We start from the raw sequence: 12,294 nt of genomic DNA on the forward strand, positions 1-12,294 counted from the left end.
GAATGAAAGATCAGACAAAAGAGAAGATAAGAAAACTGGAACTTCTGATACGTTACCGGATCAGGAAGATGCACCATCCGGGAAAAGTATTTTTTGTTTCCTGCGCAACGGTTCTTGTGGCCGGATTTTTGGGCGGGGTGGCGCTCGGACGCTATGTAGAAAGCCGGCAGGCTGCGGAGACAGTACAGAAAAAAGATAACCAGTATGAATCCCTTGAGAAGGAATATAATTCTGTAAAGGAGCAGGCCGAGGCTCAGAATGAAGAGACAAGGCCGTGGTACCTGATGCTTGTAAATCAGTCTCATCCGATGGAAGACGGATACGTTCCTGAACTTGCCAATATTGATGATTCCCACCAGGTTGACGCAAGAGTACTGGAGCCTTTGCAGAACATGTTGAAGGCCGCCAGTGATGAAGGGTACAGCCTTTATGTCTGCTCGGCGTACCGCTCTGTAGACAGGCAGAAAGAGCTGTTTAACGAATCAATGATTGATTATGTGAATCAGGGAATGACCTACTACGAGGCAGCTATTGAGACGGCGAAGTCGATTGCGTGGCCGGGAGAGAGTGAACATGCGACAGGTCTTGCAATGGATATTGTATCTTCGGATTATGCAGGACTGGATGAAAAGCAGGGAGAGACCGATGACCAGAAGTGGCTGATGGAGCACTGCTACGAATACGGGTTTATCCTGAGATATCCGAAAGACAAGTCGGAAGACACCGGGATCATTTATGAGCCGTGGCATTACCGCTATGTCGGAGTGGAGGCGGCACTGGCGATCCGGGATCAGGGCGTGACGCTGGAAGAATATCTGAATGAAGAATATTAAAAGATGACAGTTCTCTTGGACAGGAGGAATGCCGGATGGAATGGAGCAGACTGTTGTCCCCGAAGCGGCAGCGGACAGGGAGAAAACATAAGGAGAAAAACAGAACAGATTTAAGAAGCAGTTTTGAGAAGGATTATCACAGAATTATCGGGAGTGCCTCATTTAGGCGGCTCCAGGATAAAACACAGGTATTCCCGCTTGACCGGAGTGACTTTGTGAGAACAAGACTGACCCATTCTCTGGAAGTCTCATCTTTTGGGAAATCACTTGGACAGAATATCGGGGAGTATATCCTCGCTTACGGGAAAGATCCGGAATTTACTCCTCAGATGAAAGAGGACATCTGTAATATACTTTTATGTGCCGGACTGATCCACGATATCGGGAATCCGCCGTTCGGCCATTTTGGGGAAACGACAATCCGGGAATGGTTTGAGGAGCATCTCTCAAGGATTACATACGGCGGGAAGCCTTTGACGCAAGTTCTGACTCCAAGAATGCTGGCTGATTTTTACTACTTCGAAGGAAATGCCCAGGCGTTCCGTCTTGTGACGAAGCTTCATTATCTTGTGGATGAAACCGGAATGAATCTGACCTTTGCGCTGTTAAACACGATTGTCAAGTATCCGGTTGATTCTCTGCATGTGGATCCGTACAGTGAGAAAATCCAGCAGAAAAAGCTGGGATATTATCTGGCGGATGAAGAACTGTTTTTTAAGATCAGCAGTGAGATAGGAACCGGAAACAACCGGCACCCTCTGACTTTTATTCTGGAGGCAGCCGATGATATTGCGTACAAAACAGCGGATATCGAAGACGCTTATGTGAAAGGATTTCTGCCGTTTTCAGCTCTTTCCAGAGAACTGGAAAAGATAGATACCGGCGAGACATTTCAGGCTTATGGACACCTGATGGATCTTTACCGCGGTGCTGTCGAAAGGCAGGAAGAAGAGCCGGAAGCCTATGCGGTCAAAAACTGGATTGTGCGGGTGCAGTCGTTCCTGATCGCCTGCGCGACAGAAGGATTCACAGAGAATTACGAGGCGATCATGTGCGGAGAGTATCAGAAGGATCTGTTTGCAGGGACGAAAGCGGAAGAGCTGATGGATGTACTCGGGCATGTTGCAGAAAAATATGTGTTTATGACCGATGAAATTTATAAAATGGAAGTAGCTGAATCGAGAATTCTTTCCTTTCTGATGGAAAAATTTGTGATGGCAGCTGTCCGGTACAGTGATCCAAAGCAGAAGATGGATTCGATTGACAGGCGGATGCTTGCTTTCATTTCGGATAATTATAAGAAAGCATATCAGCATCAGTCTCAGGGAAAAGGAGATATTGAGAAGCTGTATCTTCGGATTCTGCTTGTAACGGACTACATCTGCGGAATGACGGACAGCTACGCAAAAAGGCTGTATCAGGAGTTGACAGCGAAGATATAAAAAGAAAACACGACATAAACTGACAGGGAGGGACTGCATACGGTCTCTCCTTTTTTGAGTTCGTTTCTGGTTTCCGGTTCTTTTTCTGAAAGGACGGGCATAGTATGGAAAGGAAAAGGAAACAGGCGGGAAGCAGATTTATGAAGCGTTTTATCTGTTATCTTTATGAGTATCAGGAAGGAAGACGGATCAGAAATATCGGATTTTGTAAAGTGGAATCATCGGAGGATGGATGCACGGTCAGTATTCACGGGAAAGGCTGGGGGATGAACAGTCCAAGAAAGCTGTCACTGTATCTGTTCTGGAGAGAGAATGGAAAGTGCCTTGGGGTGTATCAGGGAGAACTTGGGAATGTCAGTCCGGCACTGAATTACAGGCTTTCCTATACGGAAGAAGATGTAGGAAGCAAAGCACGGTATGACCGCGTGGAGGGAATCATTTTATGCGGAGAGAACGGGCCGCGGTATGCTGCGGTCTGGACCGATGAGGCGGTGGATATCAGCCGGATGGAGCCGGCCGAAAAAGAAGAGATGACAGAAGAAAAGGAAGAACAGCCGGAAGAGCCGGAAGAGCCGAACGAGGAAGAGCCGGTGCCGGAGGAAAATGAGATGCCGGATGAGCAGGAAGAACCGGCAGGTGTTTCCTATGATGTGAGGGAGATTTTGCCGGAGGAGAGCCGGGAACTGGAAGAAAAGGAGCCGGAACCGTTCTATTTTGACGAGGAAGAGGAGGATTCGAAGCCTGAGATTGCGGAACAGGAGTGTCAGACAACGTGCCGGTTTCGCTGCACCAAAATCCAGAGACAGGATCTCTCAAGACTCATCCGAAGAGAATGGCAGCTGGCAAACAACAGCTTTCTCCTGCACGGTTATTATAATTATCATCATCTTGCTTTTTTGCAGGAGGGAGAGAACCTCTACCTCGGAGTACCGGGAGTCTACAGCGAAAAAGAACGAAGAGCTGCACAGGCCTTCGGATTTCCTGGATTTGTAAATTATGAGGAGGAGATGCTGGATCTGCCGGAGGGAGAAAAAGAGGACCGGGCAGATTTCGGGTATTGGTGTCGACAGGTTCATCAAATTAGAGTATAATGAATAAGAAATTGCCGTGTTTCAGAGGACTTTCGATAAAAACGGCACAGAAGAATTTCAGTAAAAGACACAGGAGTATCGAAGATGGGACGCAGACGTTCAAAAGAAGAGAAAGAACAGGAAGAGAAACTTCAAAAAGAGCTTCAGGAAAAGCAGGATATCAAATACATGAAAGAAGCGGTGAAGCAGGCGAAGAAGGCTTATGCCCTGGGTGAGGTCCCGATCGGATGTGTCATCGTATATGAAGATAAGATTATCGGACGGGGATACAACCGCCGGACGATTGATAAAAATACACTGGCCCACGCGGAGCTTCAGGCGATCCGCAAGGCGAGCCGGAAGATGAATGACTGGAGACTTGAGGACTGTACGCTGTATGTCACCCTGGAACCGTGCCAGATGTGTTCCGGGGCGATTGTGCAGGCGCGGATCAGGCGGGTAGTCGTCGGATGCATGAATCCAAAGGCGGGCTGTGCAGGATCGATCATGAATCTTCTGCAGGTGCCGCAGTTTAATCATCAGGTGGAACTTACGACGGGGATCATGGGCGAAGAGTGCAGCCGGATGATGAAGACATTTTTTAAAGAATTAAGGCAAAAAAAATAGAGCAGTCATCTGCTCTTTTTTGTGCGCTGTGCGTCGAACGCATCTCCCAAGCGTTACTCTGGCAGTTAACTCAACCCAGGCACCCTCGCGGCACACGGGAGGTTCCGCTTAGTGCTGCTTCGTTCCCGACCTGACACGGTTCACGGAGTCCAGTTGCGCGAGACCCGAAGTATCAACGCCACTTTCCAGAGGCAGCCTCACAAGAATACGCCCTCGGCACAGCATCACCCCTACTATAGCGGATTGTAGGTACAGGGTACCGCTAACACCCCGGCTGCACGTTTCATAAGTTTACAGTGTTTTTGGGGAAATGTCAATAAAATCGGCAAAATAAAAAGGAGAAAATTACGTATGAAAACCATTCTCGCGGCAGTGAATGCCAAATATATCCATTCCAATCTGGCTGTCTATTCTCTAAGGGCTTATGCAAAAGACTATCTGAGTGAGACGAAGATTGCGGAATATACGATCAACCAGCAGATTGATGAGATCCTGATGGATCTGTACCGGGAGCAGCCGGAACTTCTGTGCTTTTCCTGCTATATCTGGAATCTGGATTATGTGGAGGAGCTGGTGCGGGAGATCAAAAAGATCCTGCCGGAGACAATCATCTGGCTTGGCGGTCCGGAAGTCTCCTACGATGCGAAAGAGGTGCTTCTCAGACTGCCGGAGGTTACCGGAGTGATGAAAGGGGAGGGCGAGGAGACGTTTGCCGCGCTTCTGGACTTTTATCACGGGAAAACAGAAAGGCTGGATGAGATTGCCGGAATCACGTTCCGGAAAGAGGACGGTGAGATCCGGGAGAATACATGGCGGGAAGTCATGGATTTAAGTCTTGTACCGTTTGTATATGAGGATCTGAGCCTGTTTGAGCACAAAATTATTTATTATGAGACAAGCAGGGGATGTCCGTTCCGGTGCAGCTACTGTCTGTCCTCGGTTGATAAATGTCTGAGATTCCGGGATCTGGATCTGGTAAAACGGGAGCTTCAGTATTTCCTGGATCAGAAAGTTCCGCAGGTAAAATTTGTGGATCGGACGTTTAACTGCCGCCACGGCCATGCGAAGGAAATCTGGAAGTATCTTCTGGAACATGATAATGGAATCACAAATTTTCATTTCGAGGTGTCGGCAGATATTCTGAATGAGGAGGAACTGGAACTGATTTCCCGGATGCGTCCGGGGCTGATTCAGCTGGAGATCGGAGTGCAGTCGACCAATCCGGATACGATCCGGGAAATCAAAAGGACGATGAATTTTGAACGGCTTTCGGAAGTGGTAAAAAAGATCAAGGCAATGGGAAATACACACCAGCATCTGGATCTGATTGCGGGGCTGCCATATGAAGGGTATGAGAGCTTTGGACAGTCATTTGACGATGTCTACGGCCTGATGCCGGATCAGCTGCAGCTTGGATTTCTGAAAGTGCTGAAGGGTTCTTATATGCAGGAGCATGCGGAGGAATACGGACTGGTATATAAAGGAAAACCGCCGTACGAAGTGCTTGGGACAAGCTGGCTTTCCTACGGAGAGATTGCACAGCTTAAAAAGATCGAAGAGATGGTGGAGGTCTATTATAACAGCGGACAGTTTGCGAATACACTGCGCTTTCTGGTAAAGGAATTTGCATCGCCGTTTCGGATGTACGAGAAACTGAGCGGCTACTATGAGGAGAAAGGACTGTTTGGCCGGAGCCACACAAGAACCGCAAGATACGAGATTCTGCTTGACTTTATCGGGGAAAACGTAAAAGGAAAGACAGAATTTTACCGGGAACTTCTGGTGTATGATCTGTATCTGCGGGAAAATATCAAGAGCCGTCCGGAATTTGCAGGGGAGTCTCTGGCGGACAAGGAGTTTTTGAAAGCATTTTACGACAGGGAAGAAAAGGAGCCGGTATATCTGAAATCCTATGAAAAGGCGGATAGCCGGAAACTCCGGAAGATGACCCATATCGAAGTATTTGAGTTTCAGGTGGACCGGGATATGGAGCCGGGGAAAACCGTGCTGCTGTTTGACTATCAGAACCGGAATCCATTAAATTATGAAGCGGCGGTGTTCCGGATCGGAGAAAAAGAGGAGTAAGAAAAATGAAGAAACGGACAAAGGAGATTCTGGATATTCTGGATCAGCAGTTTGGAACAGAATATAAATGTTATCTGAATTATGAGACGCCGTGGCAGCTTCTGGCGGCCACCATGCTGAGCGCACAGTGTACGGACGCGCGGGTCAATATCGTGACGAAAGATCTGTTTCAGAAGTACACATCACCGGGAGACATTGCGGCAGCGGATTTAAAAGAACTGGAAGAAGATATCCGGCCTACCGGATTTTACCATAACAAGGCGAAAAACCTGATTGCGTGCATGAAGGACATTCACGAAAAGTATCACGATGAGGTGCCGTCCACGCTGGAGGAGCTGACGTCGCTTGCGGGAGTAGGGCGGAAAACCGCCAATGTGATCCGGGGCAATATTTACCACGATCCAAGTGTTGTGGTAGATACCCACGTGAAACGGATTTCAAGGAGACTTGGATTTACGACAAATGAGGATCCGGAAAAGATTGAGCAGGATCTGATGAAAGAACTGCCAAAAGACCACTGGATTCTCTACAACATCCAGATTATTCAGTTTGGAAGGACGATCTGCACGGCAAGAAGTCCAAAGTGCGGGGAATGTTCCTTGCAAAAATACTGTGAAGAGTATAAAATAAAAGGAAAAGTCTGACAGGAGAAAGGATGATGGGATGAATTTCCATGATAAAAAGACACGAAGACTTGTGGCAATTGTGATTATACTGGTGATTATAGCAATGGTAGCAACGTCTATTATACCTTATCTGATTTAGGAGAAATGGTGGGAGCGCCTATGGGAGAACGGAAGAAAGAAAATCCAAAACACACGCAGAGGAGAATGAGTGCAGCACAGAAAAGAAAGTTCATAGCCCTTGCCGGGCTGGCTTTTCTATGTGCTCTTTTTGTCATTGGCATTTTTTATTCTTCTGTCTACCGTTATGTACACAGAATGGATCGGGAGCAGATTGAGCAGAATGTATTTGTTCAGGGAGTAGATGTTTCCGGTATGACAGAAAAGGAGGCGCTTGAAAAGTTAGAGGACCGGTGGACGGTTATGAAACATACGCCGGTTACACTGAAAGCAGACGGAAAGACGGCACAGGTGACAGTCTCCGAGCTTGGAATCCGGCAGGGTGATTTGGAGAGTCTTGTAAAAGAGGCGTCCGAATACGGGAAGCACGGAAATCTGTATCAGCGATACAGGAAAATACGGCAGGCAAAGAAAGAGAAAGTAGAATACGCAGACGATTATCAGATCGATGAGGAAACAGCGGAAAAAGTGCTGGAAGAGAAAACAGCAGACTTCTTTGAAGAGGCAGTGAACGCAAAGATTACAAGGGTCGGAGGCGTATTTCAGATCACCGATGAAAAAGACGGAGAGAAAGCGGCAGTTCAGGATGTTCTGGATGAGATCGTTGACAGGCTGGGCGATCTTGAGAAAGGAAAAGATGTGGAAATTGAGGTGAAATCCGAAAAGGATGAGCCGAATATCAGCCGGGACGACCTGGAAGCGGTTCAGGACGAGCTTGGCAGTGCATCTGTAGAGATCCGGAATGATGAGACGCGCCAGGAGCTTCTGACGTTGACCGGAGATCTGAACGGACAGATTGTGATGCCGGAAAAGGAACTTTCCCTTCAGAAAGTGCTGGAAGAGCATTCCGGGGAGGAGATGTCTCAGGAAGCGCTGGATCTGATGGCTACCAGCCTCTATGATGCTGCCCTGTATGCAGAGACCGGGATTTCCGAACGACATGAATCAGAAACGCTTCCGGAATATGTAGACGCGGGAATGGAAGCGGTTCTCTCGGAAGAGAAGGATCTGAAAATAGAAAATACAACAGAGTCGCCTCTTTATATTGAAGCCTATATCAATGGAGATGAAGAGCTTGTCTGTACCATTTACGGGGAAGAAACCCGTGAGAAAGAGAGAAGCATTTCTTTCAAAACCGAGACGGAAGAGAAAGAGGACTCTGAGGTGGCGACTGTCTATGAGGAGGACGCTGCGCTTGCAGCCGGAAAAACCGAAGTAAAGGAGAGCGGATCGCCGGAAAGCACAGTGACTCTTTTGAAGATTGTAAAAGAAGACGGTGAAAAATCCGATGAAGAGGAAGTCGGTGCATCCGAATACGAGGCGGTCAGCAGGATTGTGAGCGTCGGCATAAAGACAGACGATGAAAAAACAAAAGAAGCACTGAAAGAGGCGGTTGCCACACAGGATCAGGAGACCATCGAAAGGGCGGTCGAACAGGCAAGGAACAGTAAAGGACAGGAAAGATGAGAAAAGGGATTTTGACACAGGCTGCATATCAGCGGTCTGTATATAGAAAATTAAAAGATGATCATCCGGCACTTTCGCCGTACAGCTGGAAACGCTGTACGAAAATACCGCTTGGTGCCAAAGAACTGGTGGTTTCGGAGATTCTCATGACCGGAAGGGAGAAGGATCTTTTTGTCTATGCCGCGGCCAGGGCGGTGACGGCTGTCGCCGCGGAGGGCGGGCATCCGTTTGGGGTAAGGGTGTCCGTCCTCGTGCCGGAGCAGACAGAGGAAGACTCCATAAAGGAAATGTCGGAGATTCTAAAAGAAACGGCAAAAGAGCAGGGATTTCAGATTCTGAATATATTTACCGAAGTATATCCTGATGCAGATGTATTTACCGTGTCGGTTACCGGATTCGGTACATGTGAAAGTACGGACGAAGAACCGGAAAAGGGATACGACGGAAAGGATCTGGTTCTTGTCAATCCGGTTGCACTCGAAGGGAGCCTTCGGGTTCTGCACGAAAAAGAGGTGGAAATCCGGGAGCGGTTTGTGCCGGTATTTTTGCAGAAACTTCTGGATTCCAGAGGGACTCTGTTTGCAGAAAAAGCAGTCAGAAAAGCAGAAGAATATCATGCGGATTTTATCAAGCCGGTGACAGACGGCGGAGTATTTGGAGCTCTGTGGGAACTGGCGGAAGAGACGAAAACGGGATACGAGGTGGATCTGAAAACATTTCCGGTCCGCCAGGATATCATCGAGATCTGCGAGCTTTTCAGACTGAATCCATATCAGATGGCATCGGGAGGATGTCTGCTTATGATCCTTGAAGATGGACGTGGTTTTGTTGAGGCTTGTAAACGGGACCAGATAATGGCGTCCGTCATCGGAAAGATGAAAGCAGGAAAGGATAAAATCATTCTCAATGGGGAGGAGAGACGGTGTACGGACCGTCCGGCTGAGGATGAGTGGTTTCGGATCTGTAAAGGAGGAAAATAAGATGAATATGAGAACGGAAATATTGCGTTACCTGGAAAAGAACAGCCGTGTGGATTTAGGGGAGCTGGCAGTGCTTCTCGGAACAGACGAGGCAACGATCGCAAATGAGATCGCGGACATGGAGAAAGAAAAGATTATCTGCGGCTACCATACATTGATTGACTGGGACAAGACAGGGGAAGAGTCTGTGACAGCCCTGATTGAAGTCCGGGTGACACCGCAGAGAGATCTGGGATTTGACCGGATTGCGGAGCGGATCTACAATTTCCCGGAAGTTACAGCGGTCTATCTTATTTCAGGAGCATATGATTTTCTGATTATTCTGGAAGGGAAGACACTCAAGGAGGTATCCCGGTTTGTTTCAGAGAAACTTTCCCCGATCGAACCGGTGCTTTCCACGGCAACCCATTTCATTTTAAAGAAATATAAGGACCACGGAACGATTCTTGCGCCTCAGAAGAAGGCAGAAAGGATGCTGGTGATGCCGTAATGAGAAATCCATTATCCGATAAGATTGTAAATATACAGCCGTCCGGTATCCGGAAGTTTTTTGATATTGTAAATGAGATGAAAGACGCGATTTCCCTGGGAGTGGGTGAGCCGGATTTTGATACTCCGTGGAGAATCCGTGAAGAGGGAATCTACTCTCTGGAAAGAGGACGGACATTCTATACATCCAATGCGGGGCTGAAAGAATTAAAAGACGAAATTTCAAAATATCTGGAGCGGAAGATTCAGGTTTCCTACGATCCGGCATCCGAGATCGTTGTGACGGTCGGAGGAAGTGAAGGAATCGACATCGCCATGCGTGCCATGCTGAATCCGGGGGATGAGGTACTGATCCCGCAGCCAAGCTATGTCTCCTATCTGCCGTGCGCAGTGCTGGCGGACGGAGTGCCGGTGGTGATTCCGCTGCAGGAGAAGAATAAATTTAAGCTGACAAGAGAAGAACTGGAAGAAAAGATTACGGATAAGACGAAGATACTTGTGCTTCCATTTCCAAACAATCCGACAGGATCCATCATGACCAAGGAGGATCTGGAGCCGATTGCAGAAGCAGTTGTGGAGCACGATCTCTTTGTAATCTCCGATGAGATTTATTCGGAGCTGACTTATGGAACGGATCATGTTTCTATTGCATCATTTCCTGGAATGAGAGAGAGAACGATTGTGATCAATGGTTTCTCCAAAGGATTTGCCATGACCGGATGGCGGCTTGGATATGCGTGCGGACCGGCTCCGATTCTGGAACAGATGTTAAAGATCCATCAGTATGCCATCATGTGCGCACCGACCAACAGCCAGTATGCGGCTGTGGAGGGACTGAGAAACTGCGAGGATGAAGTCCAGGAGATGAGAAAGGCGTATAATCAGAGAAGACGATACCTTCTGCATGAGTTTCAGCGGATGGGGCTGCAATGCTTTGAGCCGGAGGGAGCGTTCTACATGTTCCCGGGCATTCAGGAGTTCGGAATGACCTCGGAAGAATTCGCGACACGCTTTCTGGAGGAAGAGAAGGTGGCTGTCGTGCCGGGGACGGCATTTGGAGACTGCGGGGAAGGCTTCCTGCGTATTTCCTATGCGTATTCGCTGGATGACCTGAAAGTTGCGATCGGGCGTCTGGAAAACTTTATTACAAAGCTTAGAAATCAAAAGAAAGCATGATGCTGTCATATCAGGACAGCGTGTGCGGGGGGGGGAGGAATCACATGCTGAATATTGTGCTGCATGAGCCGGAAATTCCGGCAAACACCGGAAATATAGGGCGCACCTGTGTGGCGGCGGGCGCGAGGCTTCATCTGATTGAGCCTCTTGGTTTCCGCCTGACAGAGAAAAACTTAAAACGGGCCGGGATGGACTACTGGGATCAGCTGGATGTCCGGACTTATATTGATTTTCAGGATTTTCTGGAGCAGAATCCTGGAGCCAAAATCTATATGGCCACGACGAAGGCGCACCAGATTTACACGGATGTCCGCTATGAGCCGGACTGTTACATTATGTTCGGAAAAGAAAGCGCGGGAATTCCGGAGGAAATCCTTGTCGATTATGAGGATACCTGCATCCGGATTCCCATGATCGGGGATATCCGTTCCCTGAATCTTGGCAATTCGGCGGCGATTGTTCTGTACGAAGCGCTCCGCCAGAACGGATTTGCGGGAATGAACCTGGAAGGACATCTGCACAGGCTGGACTGGAAAGAATAAACAAAAGATATCTTATTTCCGCAAAGGCGGTTCTGTCTGATACAGACTGCTTTTGCGGAATTCTAATGACACATCATGTTACAGAGGGAAGATTCTCTTTCACAAAGAACTCCAAAACAGGATAAAATTTCTGAAAATGCATATTTATAGACTGAAGTACGAAAAAAACGGTACTCTTTGAGAAAAAAATAACAATTTTGAAATAGTTTTTTTCTATTATAGACAAAATATTTAGATACAGGATGTTTCAAAAGATTCATCAATAAGTAAAATATCAGCCGAAAAAGTTACGAATCGTTTCATTTGTGCAAATTGCATTATAATAAGAAGAGAAGGAACTTTTTCATTATCGGAATTGCACATTGAAAAAATTGCAGTTTAAAATATTTTATGCTAAGATAAATCTATATGGGGCAGAGATTTATAGACAAAGGTGGTGAGAAGGTGATACAGAAAACAATTCAGGCTGTACAGGAGGCGGAAGCGAAAGCAGCTGATACCTTGAAGCAGGCCGATGACAAAGCGTCTGAGGTGCTCGCCAAAGCAAATCAGAAAGCCGGTGAATTGAAAGAGGCTGTTGTCAATGAGGCACAGGAAAGAGCAGAGAAGAGGATGGAAACATTGAAAGTAAAATTGAAAGAAGAAGAAGGGGCTTTCGATGCGGATACTCAGAAAGAAGTGGATGCCTTAAGGGCAATAGCAGATCAAAGGGAAGCGCAGGCAGTGGAGATGATTCTCAGAGAGCTGTCATGACGCTTTGCAACAAGAAAGGAGGAGTTT

Annotated in this window: 12 protein-coding genes and 1 other RNA gene; 12 read left to right on the top strand and 1 reads right to left on the bottom strand. The window is 47.6% G+C overall.

The window, feature by feature from the left end; genetic code table 11:
- Positions 1–2 precede the first annotated feature (2 nt).
- The 4 genes from H6A32_RS07040 to tadA all read left to right on the top strand — a co-directional run bounded on the left by H6A32_RS07040 (position 3) and on the right by tadA (position 3,972).
- Positions 3–833 (top strand): M15 family metallopeptidase, encoded by an 831-nt coding sequence (locus H6A32_RS07040; RefSeq protein WP_087166612.1) that lies wholly within the window; start codon positions 3–5, stop codon positions 831–833.
- A 35-nt stretch (positions 834–868) separates the two neighbouring features.
- Positions 869–2,275: a deoxyguanosinetriphosphate triphosphohydrolase gene (locus H6A32_RS07045; RefSeq protein ID WP_204864001.1), complete on the top strand. Its 1,407-nt coding sequence runs from the start codon at positions 869–871 to the stop codon at positions 2,273–2,275.
- A gap of 104 nt (positions 2,276–2,379) precedes the next feature.
- Positions 2,380–3,366: a DUF6128 domain-containing protein gene (locus H6A32_RS07050; RefSeq protein WP_204864002.1), complete on the top strand. Its 987-nt coding sequence runs from the start codon at positions 2,380–2,382 to the stop codon at positions 3,364–3,366.
- Positions 3,367–3,450: 84 nt separating this feature from the next.
- The gene (gene tadA / locus H6A32_RS07055) at positions 3,451–3,972 is read left to right on the top strand and encodes a tRNA adenosine(34) deaminase TadA (protein ID WP_087251849.1); all 522 of its coding nucleotides are present in this window, start codon (positions 3,451–3,453) and stop codon (positions 3,970–3,972) included.
- A 19-nt stretch (positions 3,973–3,991) separates the two neighbouring features.
- Here the strand turns inward: tadA and ffs are convergent.
- Positions 3,992–4,254, bottom strand: an RNA gene (gene ffs / locus H6A32_RS07060) — signal recognition particle sRNA large type.
- A 69-nt stretch (positions 4,255–4,323) separates the two neighbouring features.
- On the opposite strand from ffs, the gene H6A32_RS07065 reads away from it, so the two are divergent.
- The 8 genes from H6A32_RS07065 to H6A32_RS07100 all read left to right on the top strand — a co-directional run bounded on the left by H6A32_RS07065 (position 4,324) and on the right by H6A32_RS07100 (position 12,267).
- Positions 4,324–6,057, top strand: a complete 1,734-nt coding sequence (locus H6A32_RS07065) for a B12-binding domain-containing radical SAM protein (RefSeq protein WP_204864003.1) — start codon at positions 4,324–4,326, stop codon at positions 6,055–6,057.
- A 5-nt stretch (positions 6,058–6,062) separates the two neighbouring features.
- Entirely contained in the window at positions 6,063–6,701 is a 639-nt protein-coding gene (gene nth, locus H6A32_RS07070; RefSeq protein ID WP_087251847.1) for an endonuclease III, read from the top strand.
- Positions 6,702–6,842: 141 nt separating this feature from the next.
- Positions 6,843–8,327, top strand: coding sequence for a peptidoglycan binding domain-containing protein (locus tag H6A32_RS07075; RefSeq protein WP_171027867.1), 1,485 nt, complete (start codon positions 6,843–6,845; stop codon positions 8,325–8,327).
- Positions 8,324–9,307 carry an AIR synthase-related protein gene (locus tag H6A32_RS07080; protein ID WP_138372608.1) on the top strand — a complete coding sequence of 328 codons (984 nt, stop codon included), beginning with the start codon at positions 8,324–8,326 and terminating at the stop codon, positions 9,305–9,307. Before H6A32_RS07075 ends, H6A32_RS07080 begins: the two co-directional genes overlap by 4 nt.
- A gap of 7 nt (positions 9,308–9,314) precedes the next feature.
- Complete coding sequence (locus tag H6A32_RS07085; RefSeq protein ID WP_087166914.1) at positions 9,315–9,797, top strand: Lrp/AsnC family transcriptional regulator; 483 nt, start codon at positions 9,315–9,317, stop codon at positions 9,795–9,797.
- The gene (locus H6A32_RS07090) at positions 9,797–10,972 is read left to right on the top strand and encodes an aminotransferase class I/II-fold pyridoxal phosphate-dependent enzyme (RefSeq protein WP_191437078.1); all 1,176 of its coding nucleotides are present in this window, start codon (positions 9,797–9,799) and stop codon (positions 10,970–10,972) included. Before H6A32_RS07085 ends, H6A32_RS07090 begins: the two co-directional genes overlap by 1 nt.
- A 44-nt stretch (positions 10,973–11,016) precedes the next feature.
- Positions 11,017–11,514 carry a tRNA (cytidine(34)-2'-O)-methyltransferase gene (locus tag H6A32_RS07095; protein WP_087166621.1) on the top strand — a complete coding sequence of 166 codons (498 nt, stop codon included), beginning with the start codon at positions 11,017–11,019 and terminating at the stop codon, positions 11,512–11,514.
- Positions 11,515–11,958: 444 nt separating this feature from the next.
- Positions 11,959–12,267: a hypothetical protein gene (locus tag H6A32_RS07100; RefSeq protein ID WP_087166622.1), complete on the top strand. Its 309-nt coding sequence runs from the start codon at positions 11,959–11,961 to the stop codon at positions 12,265–12,267.
- Positions 12,268–12,294 lie beyond the last annotated feature (27 nt).

The sequence above is a fragment of the Drancourtella massiliensis genome (genome assembly GCF_016900655.1).
GTDB lineage: Bacteria > Bacillota > Clostridia > Lachnospirales > Lachnospiraceae > Sellimonas > Sellimonas catena.

Excerpts from the sequence above, each read along its gene's own strand:
- H6A32_RS07040 (WP_087166612.1), top strand. The coding sequence starts at position 3 with ATGAAAGATCAGACAAAAGAGAAGATAAGAAAACTGGAACTTCTGATA.
- H6A32_RS07045 (WP_204864001.1), top strand. The coding sequence starts at position 869 with ATGGAATGGAGCAGACTGTTGTCCCCGAAGCGGCAGCGGACAGGGAGA.
- H6A32_RS07050 (WP_204864002.1), top strand. The coding sequence starts at position 2,380 with ATGGAAAGGAAAAGGAAACAGGCGGGAAGCAGATTTATGAAGCGTTTT.
- tadA (WP_087251849.1), top strand. The coding sequence starts at position 3,451 with ATGGGACGCAGACGTTCAAAAGAAGAGAAAGAACAGGAAGAGAAACTT.
- H6A32_RS07065 (WP_204864003.1), top strand. The coding sequence starts at position 4,324 with ATGAAAACCATTCTCGCGGCAGTGAATGCCAAATATATCCATTCCAAT.
- nth (WP_087251847.1), top strand. The coding sequence starts at position 6,063 with ATGAAGAAACGGACAAAGGAGATTCTGGATATTCTGGATCAGCAGTTT.
- H6A32_RS07075 (WP_171027867.1), top strand. The coding sequence starts at position 6,843 with ATGGGAGAACGGAAGAAAGAAAATCCAAAACACACGCAGAGGAGAATG.
- H6A32_RS07080 (WP_138372608.1), top strand. The coding sequence starts at position 8,324 with ATGAGAAAAGGGATTTTGACACAGGCTGCATATCAGCGGTCTGTATAT.
- H6A32_RS07085 (WP_087166914.1), top strand. The coding sequence starts at position 9,315 with ATGAGAACGGAAATATTGCGTTACCTGGAAAAGAACAGCCGTGTGGAT.
- H6A32_RS07090 (WP_191437078.1), top strand. The coding sequence starts at position 9,797 with ATGAGAAATCCATTATCCGATAAGATTGTAAATATACAGCCGTCCGGT.
- H6A32_RS07095 (WP_087166621.1), top strand. The coding sequence starts at position 11,017 with ATGCTGAATATTGTGCTGCATGAGCCGGAAATTCCGGCAAACACCGGA.